At 47.6% G+C, this 20,679-nt stretch carries 14 protein-coding genes; 13 read left to right on the top strand and 1 reads right to left on the bottom strand.

The annotated features are described in order from the left end of the window. Nucleotides 1-188: 188 nt before the first annotated feature. Nucleotides 189-1,304 carry an FKBP-type peptidyl-prolyl cis-trans isomerase gene (locus tag DWZ56_RS01475; protein ID WP_118554600.1) on the top strand — a complete coding sequence of 372 codons (1,116 nt, stop codon included), beginning with the start codon at nt 189-191 and terminating at the stop codon, nt 1,302-1,304. Between the two features lie 116 nt (nt 1,305-1,420). On the opposite strand, the gene DWZ56_RS01470 is transcribed toward DWZ56_RS01475, so the two are convergent. Further along, a complete protein-coding gene (locus DWZ56_RS01470; protein WP_442911435.1) occupies nt 1,421-2,332 on the bottom strand; it encodes an ATP-binding protein in 912 nt (303 codons plus the stop codon). A gap of 272 nt (nt 2,333-2,604) precedes the next feature. Between DWZ56_RS01470 and DWZ56_RS01465 the strand changes: the two genes are divergently transcribed. From DWZ56_RS01465 to DWZ56_RS01405, 12 genes are all read left to right on the top strand, one after another. Further along, a complete protein-coding gene (locus DWZ56_RS01465; RefSeq protein ID WP_118554599.1) occupies nt 2,605-4,221 on the top strand; it encodes an ABC transporter substrate-binding protein in 1,617 nt (538 codons plus the stop codon). Nucleotides 4,222-4,325: 104 nt separating this feature from the next. Then, entirely contained in the window at nt 4,326-5,240 is a 915-nt protein-coding gene (locus DWZ56_RS01460) for an ABC transporter permease (protein WP_176927325.1), read from the top strand. A gap of 10 nt (nt 5,241-5,250) precedes the next feature. Continuing rightward, complete coding sequence (locus DWZ56_RS01455) at nt 5,251-6,141, top strand: carbohydrate ABC transporter permease (RefSeq protein ID WP_118554598.1); 891 nt, start codon at nt 5,251-5,253, stop codon at nt 6,139-6,141. Between the two features lie 145 nt (nt 6,142-6,286). Next, nucleotides 6,287-7,927 carry a GH39 family glycosyl hydrolase gene (locus tag DWZ56_RS01450; protein WP_158584393.1) on the top strand — a complete coding sequence of 547 codons (1,641 nt, stop codon included), beginning with the start codon at nt 6,287-6,289 and terminating at the stop codon, nt 7,925-7,927. Between the two features lie 83 nt (nt 7,928-8,010). Further along, nucleotides 8,011-9,648 carry a GH39 family glycosyl hydrolase gene (locus DWZ56_RS01445; protein WP_118554596.1) on the top strand — a complete coding sequence of 546 codons (1,638 nt, stop codon included), beginning with the start codon at nt 8,011-8,013 and terminating at the stop codon, nt 9,646-9,648. Nucleotides 9,649-9,745: 97 nt separating this feature from the next. Continuing rightward, nucleotides 9,746-11,035, top strand: a complete 1,290-nt coding sequence (locus tag DWZ56_RS01440) for an MFS transporter (protein ID WP_158584392.1) — start codon at nt 9,746-9,748, stop codon at nt 11,033-11,035. 212 nt (nt 11,036-11,247) lie between these two features. Next, nucleotides 11,248-12,996 (top strand): sensor histidine kinase, encoded by a 1,749-nt coding sequence (locus DWZ56_RS01435; RefSeq protein ID WP_118554594.1) that lies wholly within the window; start codon nt 11,248-11,250, stop codon nt 12,994-12,996. Then, the gene (locus DWZ56_RS01430; protein WP_118554593.1) at nt 12,971-13,753 is read left to right on the top strand and encodes a response regulator transcription factor; all 783 of its coding nucleotides are present in this window, start codon (nt 12,971-12,973) and stop codon (nt 13,751-13,753) included. Before DWZ56_RS01435 ends, DWZ56_RS01430 begins: the two co-directional genes overlap by 26 nt. Before the next feature lie 89 nt (nt 13,754-13,842). Beyond that, the gene (locus tag DWZ56_RS01425; protein ID WP_118554592.1) at nt 13,843-14,880 is read left to right on the top strand and encodes a family 43 glycosylhydrolase; all 1,038 of its coding nucleotides are present in this window, start codon (nt 13,843-13,845) and stop codon (nt 14,878-14,880) included. A gap of 297 nt (nt 14,881-15,177) precedes the next feature. Beyond that, nucleotides 15,178-15,894 carry a TetR/AcrR family transcriptional regulator gene (locus DWZ56_RS01415; protein ID WP_158584391.1) on the top strand — a complete coding sequence of 239 codons (717 nt, stop codon included), beginning with the start codon at nt 15,178-15,180 and terminating at the stop codon, nt 15,892-15,894. After that, nucleotides 15,872-17,560 carry an efflux RND transporter periplasmic adaptor subunit gene (locus DWZ56_RS01410; protein WP_158584390.1) on the top strand — a complete coding sequence of 563 codons (1,689 nt, stop codon included), beginning with the start codon at nt 15,872-15,874 and terminating at the stop codon, nt 17,558-17,560. The genes DWZ56_RS01415 and DWZ56_RS01410 overlap by 23 nt, the downstream gene beginning before the upstream one ends. Nucleotides 17,561-17,581: 21 nt before the next feature. Next, nucleotides 17,582-20,605, top strand: a complete 3,024-nt coding sequence (locus DWZ56_RS01405) for an efflux RND transporter permease subunit (RefSeq protein WP_118554589.1) — start codon at nt 17,582-17,584, stop codon at nt 20,603-20,605. Nucleotides 20,606-20,679: the final 74 nt, after the last annotated feature.

The raw sequence follows: 20,679 nt of genomic DNA, 5'->3' as shown, positions 1-20,679 counted from the left end.
TCAATAATATCAGTCCGGACAGTAAACGAAAATTCTGTGAGAACGCAGAAAACACTTTTGTTTTGTCCGCGGTTGTGTTAATATAGAAAGGCGTTTGTTGATAAAACGCCTGCAAAGCAGCGAATTTGTGGAAAAACAATCGGTTGGGCATTGCGTACTGACTGTGTTTTTCAGAAAGGAATCAAAGAATGAAGAAATTAAACATGATAGCGGCCATGGTGCTCTGCCTGGCCCTGGTAATGACCGGCTGTTCCGGCAATGACAAGGACGGCTCAAAGGAAACACAGACCACAGAGGCCGGTTCTGCGGCAGGGACTGAAGACGGCAGCGAGGCCGGTACCGACGGCAGTGAAGCGGGAACGGAAGGTTCCACTGAGGCGGAAACCTATGTGGCGTCCGACTATGTGAAACTCGGCCAATATAAGGATCTGGAAGTGGCTGCCGCTGATGTGGAGGTTACGGATGATGAAGTGAACACAAAGATCACTGAAAATATATCGACAGCTTATGTGGATGTAACGGATAGACCTGTTGCAGAAGGGGATACCGTCAACATAGATTATGAAGGTCTGAAGGACGGCGTTGCTTTTGAAGGCGGTACGGCTGCCGGACAGGATCTGACCATCGGTTCAGGCCAGTTTATCGAAGGATTTGAGGACGGTCTGATCGGTGCGAACATAGGAGACAAGCTGGAACTGAACCTGTCCTTCCCCGAGACTTATTCCAATAACCCGGATCTGGCGGGGCAGGCTGTGGTATTTAACGTTACAGTCAACTCCATTAAGGTACAGGCTACGGAGCTAACGGATGAAGTGGCGAAGCAGAATTTTAATTTCGATACCGCCGATGCATACCGTGAATCCGTAAAGCAGGAATTAATTGACGGAAAGAAGTGGCAGGCAGCCTGGACCATGGTGGTTAATAACGCTGCCGTAAACGGATATCCATCCGCTAAGGATACTTATGTAAACGGTGAGAAGGAGACGCTGACCGCCTATGCGGCCCAGTACGGGATGGCGCTTTCAGATATACTGACTGCGGTATACAATATGTCGGAAGAAGAGTTCGACGTGCTGCTGGAGGAGAACTTCCGCGATGAGATGCTGATGCTTGCCATCACCGAGGCGGAGAACATGGAAGTGAGCGATCAGGCTTACACTGACAGGATCAAGGAAATATCCGAGATCAACAACAACGCTTCACAGGAAGAAATCGAGGCTTATTTCGGAGCAGACTATCTGCGCAAGACCATCCTTCAGGGAATGGTTTATGATATCGTGATGGACTCCGTTGTAGTAAAATAATCAAAGACAATCGTATTTACCCCGGCCCCCGGCCTGCATGGCGGACGGTCCGGGGTAATTTTTATTTCTGTGTATTTTCCAGTTCCAACTCCGAATATTCCTGCAAGTTTCTTTGTTCAAATGAGAAAGATGGGCACAATTAGATTGTCCTTGTCGAAAGCCCCCAGTTGATCCGCCATACACAGGATGGCGCTGGTGCTGCGTTGTAACGGGTATTTATCAATCAGGTCGAATACCTTCGTCAGCTTTTGGGGTGGTGAAGCCATTTTCTTGATCTCGATTGGGAACAGCTTTCCGTCCCGCTCTAAAATCAAGTCGATTTCTCTGACATCCTTATCCCGGTAATAATACAGGAACGGTTCCTGCCCAGCATTCTGGTAAGTCTTGATAATCTCCGCAACCACATAATTCTCCAGCAAAGTACCGCTCATAGCACCCTCCATGGCAGTTTCCGGGCTGCTCCAGCGGGTCAGATAGCAAACAAGGCCGGAGTCATAAAAATAGAGCTTGGGTGTGGAGACGGTACGCTTGAGCACGTTGTTGGAATAAGGTTCCAGCAGGAAGATGATACCCAGCGCCTCCAGGTCATGGAGCCAGTTTTTGGCTGTGGTCTGGTCAATCTCCGCATCGTCGGCAATACCTTTGTAGTTAACCTGCTGGGAAGCTCTGGCGGCAGCGGAACGCAGAAACCGCAGAAACTTTAAACTGTCAATGTCATTGGAAAGCCGCCGTACATCCCGCTCCATATAAGTGTCAATGTAACTGGAATAGAAGACACCGGTGTTAGCATAGGTACCGGTAACCAGAGCAGGCATTCCCCCCAGATGGATTCGCTGGAAAATCTCTGGTGTATCCAGCATGGTGTGGTCTTTCTGGCGTTTGGACAAAAGGGCTAGATCCAGACTGAATGGTGTCTCTGCAGGTTGTTCCATAATCTCGCTTTGTGAAAGCGGTGAGAGGTGAAGCAGAGATTCCGGTTTCCGCAGATATACAGTTTCTTGACATGCTTCTATCTCTGTTCCGTCCACGAAGATCGCCTCTCTTGACAGCTCCTCCATATGGTATAAAAACTCTGATACTTCTGCCATGATCCGTTCTGCGCAGGGAGCAAAGTGCAGCATTACCGGAGGTGTACAGGGTTCCGTGTTGCTCTTTATACACAGATGGTAACAAAAGCTAAGAAATGTACAGTTTGCCATAAGAAAAGTACATTGTTTGGAAAAGGAATCAAAATTATAATAAAAACATGAGATATGTTTGAGAATGTATCAAAGCACTACTAAAAAAGGAGGCGTAGCAAATGAAGAAAAGGTTACTTTGTGTAGTACTGGCAATGACCATGCTGGTAAGTCTGGCGGGCTGTGGTGCAAAGAAAGAGGAAAGCACATCGACAACAGAGTCCTCGGTTGATTCTGAGGAGACAAAGGTAGCAGAAGAAGGTGCCCTGTCTCATGCGGAAGCAGCGATCCAGGCCAGAAAAGAGTCTGGAGAAATGCCAACCATTAGCATGGCATTTTTCAGCTTTACCGGTCCGACAGAGGGAGCAGAGCGTGTAAATGCATTGATGAGCGCTCATCTGGAGGAGACCCTGGGCATTAAGTTGGAGGTTATGAATTATGAGCTGGGCAACTATGCACAGCAGATACAGTTAGGCTTTGCATCCGAAGATGCTCCGGACCTGATGTCCACCAGCCTGATTGGTCTTAGCAATTGTATTGGCAATGGTTATTTCTATGATCTGGAGGCGGACGGGCTACTGGAAAACTATGGAGCAGGCATCATCGAAACGGTTGGCATGGATGCCATCGAGACCTGTCGAGTTGATGGAACTCTGTATGCGATCCCCAATATGAAGGAAATGGCAAACGGATTGGGTGGTGTATTTATCAGAAAAGAGCGCCTGGATGCCATTGGATATGATTATGAAACCGCAATTAAAGATTCGCAGAAAAAGGCCAAAGCAGAAGGACGTTTCATCCTAGATGATACCGTTTTTACGGATTATGAAGGGATGACAGAGGTACTGGCGCTATTTAAGGCGGCTTATCCGGACAAGGGTATTATTTCTCCTTCTACTGCAGCGGAAGATCATATGGTTCCCGTTGACCTTTTAGGCGGAGATCCCTTTGGAATCCTCGATTATGAAACCGGCGAACTGAAGGTAGAGAATCTCTTTACTAATGAGAAATGGCTGGAGTATTTAAGGTGGGTGCGTCAATTGAATTTGGATGGCTACATTTCCGCAGATTCCCTGACAAATGAAACAGCTGCATCTACCCGTATTGATGCATTTGAGATCGTATGCGGTATGAGTAACTCCAAGCCCGGACAGGCAGCAAGCACAGGCGGAGGCCCCAGCGTGCTGTTCCAGATGGAGGATTACTATTCGGCTTCTGATTCGATTAATGATATGCCTTGGGGCATTTCCTCCAAGACCGAGGATCCGGTAGCAGCGATGCAGGTTCTCAATGCACTCTTTACAGATGCAGAATTAAGCAGACTGCTATGCTGGGGTGAAGAAGGTGTGGAGTATAACCTTACAGAGGATGGAAGACTGGAGCTTGTAGATGCTCCGGCATATGATATGAATGTTGAGTGGGAAATGCCGAATCAGATGATCGCAGGTGTTCTGTCTGTACAGTCGGCAAATCTTTGGGAGCAGTATGAGCAGATGAATGAAGCAGCTGTTAAGTCTGCGGCATCAGGATTCTTATTTGACAATTCCGGTGTTCAGAATGAGTATATTGCTCTGACCAATGTATGGCAGGAATACAAAATGCAGTTGATGCTGGGCTTTGTAGATCCGGATGAGGTTACTCCCGAACTGGTAAAAAAGCTGGAAAAGGCCGGATTAGATAAGTACATGGAAGAAAAGCAAAGACAGCTGGATGAGTGGGCGGCAGCTAATGGAAAGTAACTTTTACGAACGATACTACCCTGAAACGATTGAAAGGTTCTGCAGGCATGGGGCAGTTAAGCTGTTCCATGCCTGAATCAAAAGAATAGAATGGGATTTTCACTATGAATAAAAGAATCAAGAGGCTAAGGAAAGAGATTGTCTATTATCTGATGGCGCTTCCGGGACTTACATATCTGTTTATCAACAATTATATGCCGCTTCCCGGCCTGGTGCTTGCATTTAAGAACTACAATGCAAAGGACGGTATCTGGAGATCGCCATGGGCAGGCTTTGATAATTTTAAATACCTGTTTATGACCAACGATGCATTTGTGATTACGAGAAATACCGTGCTATACAATCTGGTATTTATTACGTTGAATACTGTCTTTGGAATATCAGCGGCAATTTTGCTGTCTCGCTTAAGGGCGAAAAGAGTTCGGAACATCTATCAGATTGTAATGCTGTTACCCCATATGATTTCCAGTGTAATTATCAGTTATCTCGTATTTTCCTTTTTGGGCGTGGAACATGGCCTGATCAATTCTATGCTGACAGCATCGGGAAAGGAAGCGATTTCCTGGTATACGGAGAAGCAATATTGGCCGTTTATACTGGTAATCGTAAATGTATGGAAGAGCATCGGCTATCAGGCGATTCTCTATTTGTCCTCTATTGTCAGCATTGATGACAGCTACTACGAGGCGGCAGTAATAGATGGAGCCAACAGCTGGCAGCAAATCACAAAGATCACGCTTCCGCTTTTGAAACCTACCATTATTATGCTGGTGCTTCTGGCTGTCGGTCGAATCTTCAACTCGGATTTCGGCTTATTCTATCAGGTGCCCATGAACTCCGGTGCCCTGTTCCCGGTAACCAATACCATCGATACGTATGTATATCGCGGTTTGATTGAGCTTGGAACCATCACACGTTCTGCTGCAGCTGGAATGTATCAGTCCATTGTTGGCTTTATTCTGGTTTTGACAGCGAACCTCATTGTTAGAAAGATTGATAGGGATAACGCACTGTTTTAGGAGATAAGGGATGAATAAGGATAGAACGATACAGATTATTGGACATATTGTTATGTTTATTATTACCGTATGCATCTTGCTGCCGCTGTTTATACTGATTGGCTCTTCATTGACTGACAACCTGACGCTGATACAGTGTGGCTATAATGTATTTCCAAGGAAGTTTAGCTTGGACGCTTACGAATATATTTTTAACTCGAAGGAATCGATTTTCCGCTCCTATGGGATATCCATTGTTCTGGTGATGGTGGGAACCACGGTTTCTCTCTGTCTTTCCCTGCCGTTGGCATACGCCATTTCTAGACCGGGACTGACACTGAAAGGGCCTCTGATCTTTTATGTATTTTTTACCATGCTGTTTAACGGCGGCCTGGTACCTACCTATGTAAATTATGTAAATGTATTTCACATCAGAGATACCTTCTTGGCGCTGTTGCTCCCTAATCTTCTGATGAATGCCATGTACATACTTTTGATCAAAAATTATTTCCAGAACAGTGTTCCAGAAGAGCTTATGGAGGCAGCCACCGTTGATGGGGCCGGACGCTTCAATATATTTTTGAGGATCGCCCTTCCTCTGGCCAAGCCCATCATCGCCACCATTATGCTCTTTGTGGCAACCGGTTATTGGAATGACTGGAATAACGGTTATGTCTATCTTAGCAAACGGCGGGATCTGTACGGCATCCAAACCCTGCTTAATGTTTTGAATCAGAACATCCAGGCATTGGCGCAGCAAGATTTTGATATGAATTCTTCGGCAGAGGCTCTGTCGGAGATGCCGACAGTTTCCGTGCGTATGGCCATGGCGGTTGTGGGGCTTTTGCCAATTCTAGTTATGTATCCCTTCCTGCAGAAGAACATTGTAAAGGGAATTACCTTGGGGGCTGTTAAGGGATAGGTGCGCCCTAAAAAGGGCGCACGGTCTGCAAAAGAAGTAGAGATGCCGTATTTATGCGGCTTCTGGTGTTGTCCATACATCTACAAAAAATTAAGAAAGGAAATGTATAAAACTTTGCCAAAGAGTTTATACGAGGATGTTGAGTATGAAGTATTCCATTAAAAAAAACACAGCAACTGAGAAACTGAACCGACACTGGGAATTTGGTATTGGCGCTGCAAATCCCATCGCTGCCATGAAGACGGATTTTCTGGAGCAACTGAAATATTACAAGGATGAAATCGGCGCAGATTACGTTCGGTTGGGCGGAACTTTTACAGACAGTCGGACGCAGACGATTTTTTCTCTGTCCGATCTGTATGATATTCCCAATGCCAGAAAGTTTGTTACCCGAACCTTCCGCCTGTGTGGAGAGGCATATGACTGCATTTTGCGTGTGGGAGTAAAGCCGGTTGTTATTCTGGGGAGAATACCGAAAGCCTTGGCTTTCAAAGGGGCTTTGCCCAATATGTTTGGGGAATATGCGTGTATGCCGGAAAGTATGGAGGATTGGTGTGAATATGTAGTATCCTATTTTGAATTCCTGTATCACCGCTATGGAAAAGAAGAGGTTCGGACCTGGTTTTTTGAGTTCTGGAATGAGCCGGATCTTCCGATTCCCATGTTTTCTGGAACCCAGGAGGATTATTTCCACTTCTATGAAGCGACTGCCCGTGCCATCAAGGGCTTTGATTCGGAGCTGAAGATAGGTGGACCGGTTACTTCCAACAGCAAGTGGATTGGTACCTTTGTGAAATATTGTAAAGAGCATGATGTGCCGGTAGATTTTATCAGTACTCATCAGTATGCAGGCGATCCTTTGGGCGGCGTGGAAGGAACAACCGAGGAAGAAGATGTTATACGTATGAAGAACATCAAAACCGAACTGGAGCGCCAAAAGGAAGCTCAACTCATTGTGGAAGAGAAAAATCAGAAGATGAATGACCTGTTGGGAACCATTCCGATCGGAACGCCATTGGAGGGTTACCGGGCATGGATGGGAGATCCTTCAGAGGATGAGGACAGTGTACTGAATTTGTTCTCTTATAATGCGGCTGTGGCCTGCCGGCAGTCAGAAGGACTACCTCTGTATTACACCGAGTGGAATATCAATGCCTTTAATACTTCTTATACCAACGATACCAAAAAGGTGGCTGCCTATGCCATTAAAAATGCGCTGGCAATTGAAAAGAGTGTAACAGGCTCCATGTTTTTTTTCCTGACTGACCTTTATACAGATAAGGGCATGTTCCCGGAAGAGTTCTGTGGCTGCTACGGTCTTCTGACCAAGAGTGGAATTCCCAAGCCTGCATTTTATGCCTTTAAGATGCTGCGTCAGGCTGGAGATGACCGTTATGTGCTGAAAAATGAAGACGGAACAGATATGATCCTCAATGATATCGGCATCGCTGCCTTCAAAAAGGACAAGGATGTACAGGTGGTTGTGACCCGTCAGAAGGTAAAGGATTCTGATGCTCTGGCAGAGAATGTGGAGATCGCTGTAGAGTTTGAGAAGGTTCCATCCAGAGTAACCATCCAGCGCATTGATGATACCCACTGTAATCCTCTGGCTCTGTGGGAGAAGATGGGATCTCCGCAGTTTCCCAATGCAGCAGAGGTAAAGGATATCAGGAAAAAGACAGCCATGGTAGAAGAGGCACTGTCCTTCGTCTATGAAGATGGTCAGGTTCAGGTTGCTGCCGGGCTGAAGGTAAACGATGTTGCCATGATTACCATTTATGCTTAATCAACAAGTTTATTCTTTGGGTACAAGGGCAGTGAATCCCCGCCCGGTACCCATCTTCTATCAAAAGAAAGGATAGATTGCTTATGAAGTATTCAATTTTAAAAGACACGAAGTCAAAGAAGCTGAACCGTCACTGGGAATTTGGTATAAACGCTGCCTGCCATCCGGCTGCTACGCGTGCAGACTTCTTGGAGCAGCTGAAGTTTGTCCGAGAAGAGATCAAAGCGGAACACATTCGTGTGCATGATTCCTTTGATTCGGAATCTCAGCCCATTTTTTCTTTGGCAGATTTATATCCGGTGCCCAATGCAGAGAAGTTTGTGACCCGTTCTTTCCGCAACTGTGCAGCTGCCTATGATAATATCCTGCGCGCAGGCGGAAAGCCATTCATCATACTGGCGAATATTCCAAAGGCCCTGGCCTTTAAGGGAGCGCTGCCCAACATGTTCGGAGAATATGCTTGCATGCCGGAACGCATGGAGGAATGGTGTGGCTTCATAAAAGAATTTTTTTCGTTCCTGTTTCATCGCTATGGCCGGGAGGAGGTCTGTACCTGGTATTTCGAGTTCTGGAATGAGCCAGATCTTCCGATTCCCTTCTTCTCTGGAACCCAGGAGGATTACTTCCATTTCTACGAGGCTACAGCCCGTGCTATCAAGGAATGCGATCCGCAGATTAAAATCGGCGGCCCGGTTACCTCCAACAGTAAGTGGGTGGGCTCCTTCGTAAAATATTGCCGGGAGCATGATGTGCCGGTGGATTTTACCAGTACCCATCAGTATGCAGGAGATCCGCTGGGTGGTGTAGAGGGTACCACAGAGGAGCAGGATGTCATGCGGATGAAGGACATCAAAACTGAACTGGAGCGTCAGAAGGAGGCCCAAATCATTGTAGAGGAACAGAGGGAGAAGATGAATGAGCTGCTTGAGAATACGCCGCCCGGCAGTGTTCTGGACGGCTATCGGGCTTGGATGGGAGATCCCTCCGAGGATGAGGACAGCGTATTTAATCTTTTTGTTCACAATGCGGAGGTGATCTGCCGGCAATCCGATGGGCTTCCCCTGTTTTATACTGAATGGAATATCAATGCCTTCAACACTTCTTATACCAATGATACAAAGAAGATGGCTGCCTATGCCATTAAGAATGCCCTGGCTATTGAGGACTTTGTAACTGGCTCTCAGTTCTTTTTTCTGACTGACCTGTATCAGAACCGAGATCTGATGCCGGAGGAGTTTTGCGGCTGCTACGGCATGCTGACGAAGAGTGGAATTCCCAAGCCGGTATTCTATGCCTTCAAAATGCTGCGTCAGGTGGGGGATGAACGCCTGGTATTAAGGGATGAAGAAGGAAAGGACACGATTCTCGGGGATATTGGCCTTGCTGCTTTTCAAAACGCGGAGGGTGTACAATTTGTGGTAACCCGTCAGAAGGTAAAAAATGCAGATTTTCCGGCCGAGGCTGTGGAGCTTTCCATCCAGATGGATGAGAAGCCTTCAAAGGTTACGATTCAGCGTATCGATGATACCCACTGCAATCCTCTGGCATTGTGGGAAGAGATGGGATCTCCCATGGTTCCCAATGCAGAGGAAGTGGCTCTGATCAAGGAAAAGACTGCTATGGTGGAGGTGGCGCTGCCCTTCGAATATAAGGATGGACAGGTAGCTGTTGCCACGGAGCTGAAGGTCAATGATGTGGTATTGATTAAAATTTATGCTTAACCGGATTTATAAGTCCCAAATCCGGATGTATCCTGTCTTACTGAAGGGTTACATCCGGATTTGGTAGCCGGTTGGAGAGAGGAGACTGAATTGCCTTTTGGATACATTTGATTATAATGCAAGAGAATTTCGCAGAGGACGTTTTTTTTATGTGGTGGAAGCAACCTCGGAATACCTTGTTATTTTACTGGTAACAGGATCCTTCCTTGCGCGTATTACCAGCGAGCTTGGGTTTTCGGACAGCCTTACCGGAATTATTTCTTCTTTTTTATCTTGTGGAAGCCTGTTCCAGCTGTTCGCTCTGCTGATCAGGAAGAAGCGTGTAAAGCGTATTACAATAGGGATGTGTGTGCTGAGTCAATTGTTCTTCATGTTGTTGTATTTAATACCCCTTGCTTCCCTGTCCTCACAGGTAAAGACCGGAAGCTTTATATGCATTATTTTCATTGCTTTTTTCGTTTCAAATGTAGTAAAGCCGGTTAAAATAAACTGGCAGATGTCTCTGGTGAAGAATGGACATCGGGGGCGGTTTACGGGAAGCAAGGAGATTACCTCCCTGATCTGCGGAATTGTTTTTTCCTTTGTAATGGGCTATATTGTGGATCATTTCGGAATGCTGAAAAGGATGAATACCGCTTTCTTAATTTTTGCGCTGACTATTTTCGGACTTGCTGTTCTTACAACTTTGAGTATGGTGTTCACGATTGAGCCGGAACGAGAGGAGGTAAAGCAGGAGAAAATGACTTTTCCGGAAAGTCTGAGAAAGCTGTTGAATAATAAAAACGTTCTGTTGCTGATGTGTTTGTTTTCCCTTAACAGCATGTCTCAGACTGTGGCCACTTCCTTTTTAAATACCTATATGATAAAGGAAATGGCATTTTCGCAGACTTTTATCGTGCTGCTGACCACGGTATCCAGCGTTTGCCGGATTATTTCAACCATTTTTCTGGGGAAATACGCAGACCGCAAATCCTTTGCGGCAATGGCAACGCTGTGCTTTGCCCTGAATAGTGCATCGTATCTGATCTGTGTGTTCGCAGTACCGGAAAACGGAAGCATCATGCTTTTACTTTACTACATTCTGAATGGTGCTGCCATGGGTGGTATTGGCAATGCAGTTCTGAATCTGGTCTTTGACTATGTGCCTCATACGCAGCGTTCGGATATGATTGCTCTAAGTCATGCGGTTTCCGGTGTTATGGCATTGCTCGCAACCATGACCGCTGGCGAACTGGTGTCCTACATACAGGATTCCGGAAACACCTTTTTGGGAATTGCCGTTTATGCGCAGCAGGTTACTGCACTGATCGGGATGTTCCTGGCAGCTTTTGCCATGACACTTAGTGTTATTATTTTGAAAAAAGCGTTCGTCTTACAGAAACATTAGGAAAAAGCTAAACTGTTAGTGCGCCCAGAAAATAAGACATAAAATAGAAGTGGACGTTTTTTTTGAACATAGCAGTGATTTATGTTATACTGAATCTGTATAATAATGATTTACACAGACTGTGCGGAGCATGCTGCCTGGAATCGCATCTAGCCGGAGCAACCGGCAGGATGGACAGCGCAGTACTGGAAGAAATTTGGATGTAAGAAAAAATGAAAAAGAGAGACTATTCTATTTTTATGCTGGTCTATGTAGTATCCAGTGTTCTGTTTTTTGTGTATGTACTGTTTTCTGCATTTTTATTCTCTTATATCAGCTCTTCTGGCTTGGCAAAGATACATGATGAGCTGGAGAACACCATAGCGGCCAATGATGCAAATCTGTATAGCAGACTGGTGGATTTGGAGGAGCTCCTAACGGGCATTTGCTATCGCAATACGGATGTAAATGAGCTTAAATACTCAGAAAATGAAACACAGAAGGTTCACAGCATAGTAAACCTGCAGAACTTTCTGAAAAACTGCCTGAAGGGCTTCAGTTTTATAGACGGTTGCTTTTTGTATTTTGTAGAGGAAGAGATCTATGTACCTGCAAGCAGTACCCAGATGGCAGCACAGATAGCAGAAAGGATACGGCGTGATATTGTGGATCACCCCTTTTTTGCGGATGAGGCATCCCTGGAAAGCAGCAACTGGGAGATCGTGCAGGTGGACGGAAGTTGGTGCGCCACGAAGCGTATGCGGACATACAATGGGATTATCGGCGGCCTTTTTGTGGAGCTGGATCATCTTTTACAGGAGCTGACGGATATGACGGGAGTTTCCTGTGAGTATATCTTGAAGAATCCGGATGGATCTCTGCACCACAGTACCATTGATATCACGGAAAGATACGAGTTCTACGGCAAGGGAAATATGCAGAAGCTAAAAGCCGGAAACGAGGAGTTTTATGTATTCCCGGCAGCGGTAAGCTATCTGGATCAGGAGATTGAAATCCTGATACATAAAAGCTCGATGGCAACGGATATGAGTTTGATGTATCTGTATCTGGTAACGTTTCTTGTGCTGCTGATATTTTTTGTTACTTTGATCCTGCTGATATTTAAGCAAATGCTGCTGAACCCCTTTAGGCAGCTGAAGAATGTGAATCAGCAGGTTCATACAGAAGAAACAGCTCTTACAATCACGATACCCAAGACCTACTGCAGGGAGATCAATGATTCCATTGAGGCTTTGGAGTATATGTATAATAAATCCATTGTTTCTCAGCATGAGTATATCTTGGAAAGGAATGAACGGATCAAACTGGAAATGTCCAAGTTGAAGTCTCAGATCTCACCGCATTTTCTCATCAATTGTCTCTTTGTGCTTCAAAATCTGAGTGAATCGGGTCACGGAGACAGTGAGATTTTCAACGGCCTAATCCAAACCTTATCGGAGCATCTGCGCTATTCCTTAAGCGATCGGGTATTGGTAGATTTAAAGGAAGAGCTCTATTATGTGGGAAATTATGTCCGTTTTACTCAGATGCACTATCCCTTTAGCATTACCTGTGAAAGTAGCGGGGACGACACGATACTGGATGCACAGGTTCCGATCCTGCTTTTGCTGATGCTGACGGAAAACACGGTAAAATACAATGTTCAGATCGAAAAGAAGGTAAAAATAGAGATATCATATCGTCGGTATCAGAAGGGTGAAACCAGCTGGATCTGTCTGATTCACAGAGATACGGGATATGGGTTTCCTGAGGAAGTGCTGGAAAGATACAATGCTTTTGATGAATGGGAACAGACAGATGGATCCCATATCGGATTGTATAATGTTATAAAAAGATTGAAGTTTTTGGCTAGTGATGCACAGGTTTTGCTGTATAATGCGCAGGGAGCGGTAGTGGAGTTCCATATGCCCTATGTGAAAGCTGAGATAAAGTGCGATGATGAATCTGTTGGTGGTAGATGATGAATATTTAATAGCAGAGAGTATCAGTGATAGCCTCAGATGCGATGATTTGGAGCTGGATTCGGTCTTTTGTGCCTACAGTGTCCAGGGAGCAAAGGACATCCTGGACAAAAATGAAGTGGAAATTCTCATAACCGATGTGGAGATGCCGGGTGAATCAGGACTGGATCTTTTAAGGTGGATGGAGCAGCGGAAGCTGGATCCTGTAAAAATTCTGCTTACTGCACATAAAAAATTCGAATATGCCTATAATGCTATGCAGCACAATTGCATCAAATATCTGCTGAAGCCGGTTTCCATACGGGTGATTAAGATGGTAGTTCAGGAAGCCATTGATAAAAGGATTCATGAGAAGGTGTTTGATAAATGGTGGAGCAGCTTAACGGCAGAGGAGCGCATCAGGCTGACCAGAGAAGAGACCACTATGGATATTGTGAATCAGGTCAAAAAGGTTGTTCGGGAAAATATTTCCTCTTTGGAGCTGAACAGGATGCTGATCGCAAACCGGATTTTTTTGAATGAGGATTATTTGTCTTATATTTTTCATAAAAAATCCGGCGAGACGTTAAATTCTTTCATTGTCAGTGAGCGGATCCGGAAGGTGAAGAGTCTGCTTCTTGCGACGGACTATTCCATAGATGTGATTGCCTGTAAGGCGGGATTTTCTGATGCCACATATATGCGAAAGGTTTTCAAAAAGCGAGAGCAGGTATCGCCAACGCAATACCGGAAAAATCTGCTAGAGCAAAAAAAATAAGAAAGTGTGTTTAAATCAGGCGGTCGTCTCTCGGCAGGGTGTATTACTTCCGGAGAGAGATGCTGTGTTTAGAGGAGGTTTATTTGTTTATGTATGACAGAATTTGTCCGGGGAAGCCCTGGTTGGATACTAAAGGAAACAGGATTCAGGCACATGCCGGTTCTGTTATGTATTTGGACGGTCTTTACTACTGGTATGGAGAAAATAAGGAAAAGACCACCGGAGAAAACGGGATCTGGCATTGGGGAGTACGTTGTTATACTTCGAAGGATCTTTATAATTGGGAGGATCAAGGAGTCATTATTCAACCGGAAACGGAGGATCCTGTATCTTCCCTTCATCCAGAATCCATGATGGACAGGCCTCATATTATTTATAATAAGTTTACGAAAAAGTTTGTAGCGTGGTTGAAAATCATGCACAGGGACGGAACACAGACGGAAACTGTCCTGACTGCAGATCATATTCTGGGGCCGTATACCAAGGCGAAGGAAGGTTTAAAGCCGCTGAATATGAGTGCGGGGGACTTTGACCTGGCAGTGGCGGAGGACGGCAAGGCATATTATTATTTTGAACGGGTGCACAGTGAGACGATCTGCGCGGATCTGACGGCAGATTATACAGACGTGACAGGGTATTACAGTACCCATTTTCCCCGTCCGTATCCGCCCTATGTGCGGGAAGCTACAGCTCATTTTATCCGCAATCATAAGCATTATCTGATTACTTCGGGAACAACGGGATATTTTCCGAATCCGTCGGAGGTGGCCATTGCAGATACCTGGCACGGACCCTTTCGGGTTTTGGGAAATCCTCATGTGAATGATTTGAGTCGGACCTCCTTCCATTCCCAGATATCCTCTGTTTTTATGGTTCAGGGAAAAAAGGATCTTTATATAGCCTGTGCGGATCGCTGGCTTCCGGATCTTATGGATATGGAATACCCAGTGTATGCCAAGTGGTATGAAAATATGTTCAATGGAAAAGGCAATGAAAGAATGGACTTCGATCTGGATGCTTCGAGAAATACCTCCATTTCAGATTATGTGTGGCTTCCACTTCGGTTTGAAGGCGAAATGGTATACATCGACTGGAAGTCGGAGTGGAAGATAGAAGATTATGAATAAAGCCGGTATCTTTCTGGCATGGGGCATTGTATTCCAATGCTGAGTTGTGTCGAGACCAGTTGAGAATCTTGTACTTGATTACATGTCCGTGGCCCAGCAATTTATAGGAAAACGATTTTTACCCTGTAAAGAATTCAGAAATACCGTGCATATATACATTATATACATATGGGGTGTACGATGCGAATGAAAAACGGTTAGGGGGGAAGATTCGCGATGCCATCTGTTTATACTTTTTTCATTTGACTCAAAAAATGAACTGATGTATACTATTAAAAAATGAACGGGAGTTTATTTATGGCTCAGACATTAAAAGATGAGGTGCGGCAGGCAATTCTGGAGGCGGCCATGGATGCTATGCTGGAAAACGGCACATGCGATATCAATATGCGGGAGATCGGACGTGCAGCGGGGATCACGGCGGGAAATGTATACCGATATTTTGAAAACAAGGATGAGCTGATCAGGGCGATCACGGCTCCGATGACGGACCGGATTAATCAAATCATACGTGAGGAGAGCGGTAATCTGGTGGATATGACACGAATGAGGCTGGAGATTCCGCCGGATTTTAGGCCTTCACAGGACATGGAGCCATCAGTCGGATTGATTCTGGAACTGATCGGCCGCATTCTTTCGCGCATCATGGAATTGTGCAGGACGGAGCCCAGGCGCATGAAGATTCTGCTCAATGCCAGAGTGGTAGGGGATAAGCTTCGTGAGTGCTTTGCCGCCATTGTGAAGGAGAGCATACTGAGGCTGCTGGAGATGGACCGGCAGACCTGGACCGCTTTTGAGAGGCTGACCGATATCTGCTGCGTATCGCTCTGTGCCGGTGTGGAGCGCCAGTTCCGTTATATCCTGGATGACCCCATGGAATACGATCATAAGGTAATGTATGACTTTGTATTCGCGCAGGTAAATGCTGCCAGCAATTATATCTCTGCGGCCACTGCCGAAGGGAGAATACGTTGGAGACAGGAGGATGCTGATGGGAAGAGCGGACAGGCATAGGACGGAGCTGCCAATGGATGAGGCAGCCGCCAGATACTCGGCGGAAGGATGGAGCACAAAAACACCCGCAGAAGGTCCGGCGGATCATAAGCCGGAGCGGGGCGATGAGGAAAACGGGATTTTGAAGAAAAAACAGCCGGGCGGATATTGGAAAAAAATCATGGTGGCTGCAGCGCTTGTTCTGGCACTGGTGTGCGGTGTGGTCTGGTTTTTCATGCGCGGCAAAGATAAGGCGGAGACCGTTACAGCAAAGGAAAAGGTGTATCCGGTTAAGGTGATGGAAGTATCCCCGGCGTCCCATGACATCTATATCAATTATATCGGACTGGTGCAGCCGCAGACCCTCACACAGCTTACGGTTCCCACCATCGGAACGCTGGAAACGCTGTTCGTATCTGAAGGTGATGAGGTCAGGGCGGGGGATGTGCTGGCCAGACTGGATGATTCGAAAGTGACGGATGCGGCTGCCCAGGCCAAGGAAAGCATGGAATCGGCCAGATCTGCGATGGAATCGGCCAGGGTGGCCAGGGATGAGGCACAGGCCCGATATGACAGCGCGGAAATTGTGAATCCGGACCAGCAGAAGGAAGAGGCTAAAAAGGCATTGGACGAGGCCACAGGCAGGCGGGACGCTAAGCAGAAGGAACTTGATGAGGTTAATGCCGCCTGCGAACCGGAGCGCAGGGCGGTGGACGAGGCAGCAAAGCGTGTGGAAGCCTCCCGCGCCGCTGCGGATAAAGCCAGAGAGGAATACCAGAAATCCCTGGAGGACAGCGTGAGCGGCAATGTGATTCCGGAAAAGCGCCAGGCCTGGCAGGATGCCGAGAGCATATGGGCGGCGGAACAGACCGGGCTGGTGAGCGCCCAGAATGCTCTGGCACAGAAGGAACAGGATCTGGGCAAGGCTCAAAAAGAAACGGAGCTGGCGGCGTTGAAGGCGGAAGTCCAGACGCTGCAGCAGGCGTATGACACCATTGATACCAGCACCCAGCCGTCCGTAACCGGTAAGGATCTGCTGAAATATCAGCTGGATGCGGCGGAGCTAAACTATAATAGCGCCGTTTCCTCTTACAACGCGGCAAAGTCGGCCTACGAGATGGCAAACGGCGCGGTGGAGGATACCGTGCTGGTATCGCCGTCGGACGGTTATGTGGTGACAATCACCACGAAAGAGGGCGCTATGGCGAACCCTTTGGTGCCCATCATGGTGATCGGCTCCCATGAGATGGTGGTGAATTTTGGAGTTTCACAGGCAGACGTGCGTGAGATATCAGCCGGCATGCTGGCCGAAATTACCGTAAACGGAAATACATATTCGGGGAAGGTTCTGGATATCGGCACCCTTCCCGACGAAACAAGCCGGACCTATTCCACCAACGTGAGCATTGACAGCACGGATGACGGGCTTTATCTGGGAGAGACGGCCAGCGTGAAGATAACAGGCAATGAAAAGCGCGGGGTCTGGCTGCCCATCAGCGTGATCTTAAACAACGGAGAGGATTATGTGATGGCCGTAGAGGACGGGCGAGCAGCGGTGCGCAAGGTAAAGATCACAGATATCAGCGATGATATAGTATGCGTAGAAGGGCTGGAAGAAGGCGGAATGATCATAACGGAAGGGATGAAGACCGTGAAGTCGGGAGGCCGGGTTTCCATATTGGAGTAGAATATCAGACCGGGAGGACGCATGGAAAAGATTGTTAAGCTTCTTATAAAAAAGAGATCACAGGTTATATTTTTCCTGTTCTTGATTGCCTTCTATGGGGCGTACAGCTACTATGTCATACCGAAGCAGGAGAATCCCAACACGGCGGTGGCGGCTGCGGTCATCACCACAGTTTACCCAGGCGCATCCCCCGAAGAGGTGGAGAGCGCCGTGACGGAACGGCTGGAGGACGCGGTCGCCGGCCTTGAGCATGTGGATTATTATACGAGCATGAGCCTGGAGAGTGCCTCCGCCATCATCCTGATGTATGATATGGATGTACAGATGGAAGAGGTGGAGAGCGACCTGCGCCGGGCCATTGAGGATGTGCAGCCAAATCTTCCCCAGATGTGCCAGGAGAGCAGCATCAATACCAGTGTGGTGACGGATAATCAGTTCATCATCTCCCTGTCAGGGGCGGACTATACCAGCCAAGAGCTGCAGGAATACGCGAAAATCATTAAAGATGAACTGATGGAAGTGGACGGTGTGTCCTCTATCACCATAGACGGCCAGAGGACACGGCAGGTAGCGGTGGAGCTTTCCATAGAGCAGATGAAACTTTACGGCATCAGCATAGAAAATGTGCTGTCGCTGCTTCAGGCCCAGAACCTGAACATCCCTTCCGGCAGCATCAGCTACGAAAGCGGCACGATCAATGTAAATACGCCCGCGGTGTTTGAAAGCCTTAGGGATATAGAAAACACTGTGGTGAGCGGAGCTTCGGATTCGCTAAGCTTTGTGAAGCTGAAGGACATTGCGGATATTTATATCGAAGATGTGGATGAATTCTTTTATAAGCAGGACGGTGAAAACGCCATATTGCTGACCGGAAACTTTACGGAAGGGAAGAATGCCGTCAACATTGGAAAAGACGTGCGCGCAGTCATAGACCGGCTGAAGGAAGAGGTGCCGGAGGATATCAATTTTCACGAGGTGGTGTATTCACCTGAGGATATTGATGCTTCCATCACGGATTTTATTGTCAACCTGTTAGAGAGTATACTGCTGATCGTGATCGTGGTCATGATCGGGGTGCGGCTGCGCAACGCCATGGTGATCTCGGTGGCCCTGCCTATGTCCATCGTTATCACGTTCATCGTCATGAACCTGCTGCACATTGAGTTCCAGTTTATCTCCATCGCCGCGCTGATTGTCAGCCTGGGCATACTGGTGGATAACGCGATTGTCATAAGCGAAGAGATACAGCAGAACCTGAATAAGGGAAAGGAGAGGGTGTCCGCCATCGTGGATGCGGTGAAATCCACCGCCATTCCCGTGCTGACCTCCACGCTGACCACTATGGTCACCTTCAGCGTGATCTATATCGTGCCCGGAGCCATAGGCAAGGTTGCCAATACGATCCCTACTGTGGTGATAGCTGCGCTCACAGCCAGCTATTGCCTGGCGATGTTTGTCATTCCTGTGCTGGCCTATTATTTCTTTCAACCGGAGTCGGCAAAAAAAGCAGGCCGTGAAGGAATAGTAAGAAAGGGCTTTACCAGGCTGCTGGCCCTGGGGCTGCGCCACAGGATTCTGACGATCGTTGCAGCCTTCGGCACCCTGGGCATCGCCTTGTTTCTGGTATTGAATCTTGGGATGCAGTTTTTCCCGGCGGCCTCCAAGCCCATCATCTATCTGAACCTGAAGGGGGAGACGATGAGCCTGGCAAAGACCGCGGAGCTGACCGCCATAGCGGAAGACATCCTGAAAGAGGAACCCCTTGTGGATCACTATACCACCGCAGTGGGGAAAGGGCTGCCCAGCTTTTTTCTGACCGTGCCGACCGTAACGGCGGCGGATAACGTGTCCCAGATCATGATGCAGCTTAACGAAGAGGAACTGAAAAAGTATTCGGATATTTCGGATGCAGCCCGGCACATCCAGGCACTGATGGATGGCGCAATTGCCGGAGCTGATGCAGAGGTGAAGTGCCTGGAGTATTCGATCCCCACAGACGCCAGGATCGTTCTGAATGTTACAGGGATCGATATGGATAAAATCAACGGGGCCGCCGGCAGCCTGATGGCTGCCCTGGAGCAGATTCCCGGCACCGAAAACGTCCGGTGCACCGCATCCCAGCCGCAGTACCAGTACCGCGTAAAGCTGGATGGCGAAATGCTGTCCGGATACGGCCTGTTAAAATACGATGTGGTAAAACAGCTGAACACAAGCCTGATGGGGGCCGCAGCCAGCACCTATTCCGCGGGAGGCGCGGACATGGACATCGTGGTACGCAGCAATGTTTCAAGCCTTGAGGAACTGTATCAGCTGCCCATATCCTCCTCTATCTCAGAGACACAGGTGCTGTTAGGGCAGGTCGCGGAAGTGGAGCTGGAGTCAGCCATACCGGTGATAGACCACTATAACGGCAGACGCTGTGTGAAGGTGTTAAGCGATGTCAGCCCCGGTTACAGCGCCTTTACCATAGAGAATACTTTAAACCGCGATTACATTCCGGATATGGATTTAGAAGAGACCGGTATCGCCTCTATGGGTGAAGTAAAGAGCATGATGGATCTGGTCAGTGACCTGGGGCTGGGAGCCCTCGCAGCGGTGGTCGTAATCTATGTGATTCTGCTTCTGCAGTTCAGTAATTTTAAAAAGCCATTTATCATCTTGAGCACGATCCCTTTAAGCCTGATCGGCTGCTGCCTGGGGCTGTTTATGCTGAATATGGATATCCAGGTCATGGCGCTGCTCGGCGTGGTCAGCCTGTTCGGTATCGTAGTGAATAACGGCATCCTGCTGATTGAAGCGATGGATGAACTGCGCAGACAGGGGGCATCCCTCATGGATGCGTGCCGCCAGGCTGTTGCCGCCAGGTTCCGCCCCATCATGATGTCCAGCACCACCACCTGCATAGGCCTTGTGCCTCTGATCCTTGCCGGCGATCCGATGACAGCCCCCATGGCCTCTGTACTGCTTTTCGGGCTTCTGTTTTCCACTGTTCTCACGATGGTAGTCGTCCCCGTACTCTATTCACTGGCCGTAAAAGACAGATAAGAGGGCTTCTGTACAAGCAATACATCTGCATCAACAGAAAAAAGCCTGCGGTTAAATTACCACCGCAGGCAGAT

The sequence above is a fragment of the Lachnotalea sp. AF33-28 genome (genome assembly GCF_003477885.1).
GTDB lineage: Bacteria > Bacillota > Clostridia > Lachnospirales > Lachnospiraceae > AF33-28.
The sequence above is the reverse complement of the archived record's forward strand: the minus strand, read 5'-3'. Positions and strand labels throughout refer to the sequence as shown.

Excerpts from the sequence above, each read along its gene's own strand:
- DWZ56_RS01475 (WP_118554600.1), top strand. The coding sequence starts at position 189 with ATGAAGAAATTAAACATGATAGCGGCCATGGTGCTCTGCCTGGCCCTG.
- DWZ56_RS01405 (WP_118554589.1), top strand. The coding sequence starts at position 17,582 with ATGGAAAAGATTGTTAAGCTTCTTATAAAAAAGAGATCACAGGTTATA.
- DWZ56_RS01415 (WP_158584391.1), top strand. The coding sequence starts at position 15,178 with ATGGCTCAGACATTAAAAGATGAGGTGCGGCAGGCAATTCTGGAGGCG.
- DWZ56_RS01410 (WP_158584390.1), top strand. The coding sequence starts at position 15,872 with ATGGGAAGAGCGGACAGGCATAGGACGGAGCTGCCAATGGATGAGGCA.
- DWZ56_RS01425 (WP_118554592.1), top strand. The coding sequence starts at position 13,843 with ATGTATGACAGAATTTGTCCGGGGAAGCCCTGGTTGGATACTAAAGGA.
- DWZ56_RS01465 (WP_118554599.1), top strand. The coding sequence starts at position 2,605 with ATGAAGAAAAGGTTACTTTGTGTAGTACTGGCAATGACCATGCTGGTA.
- DWZ56_RS01455 (WP_118554598.1), top strand. The coding sequence starts at position 5,251 with ATGAATAAGGATAGAACGATACAGATTATTGGACATATTGTTATGTTT.
- DWZ56_RS01445 (WP_118554596.1), top strand. The coding sequence starts at position 8,011 with ATGAAGTATTCAATTTTAAAAGACACGAAGTCAAAGAAGCTGAACCGT.
- DWZ56_RS01460 (WP_176927325.1), top strand. The coding sequence starts at position 4,326 with ATGAATAAAAGAATCAAGAGGCTAAGGAAAGAGATTGTCTATTATCTG.
- DWZ56_RS01450 (WP_158584393.1), top strand. The coding sequence starts at position 6,287 with ATGAAGTATTCCATTAAAAAAAACACAGCAACTGAGAAACTGAACCGA.
- DWZ56_RS01435 (WP_118554594.1), top strand. The coding sequence starts at position 11,248 with ATGAAAAAGAGAGACTATTCTATTTTTATGCTGGTCTATGTAGTATCC.
- DWZ56_RS01430 (WP_118554593.1), top strand. The coding sequence starts at position 12,971 with ATGATGAATCTGTTGGTGGTAGATGATGAATATTTAATAGCAGAGAGT.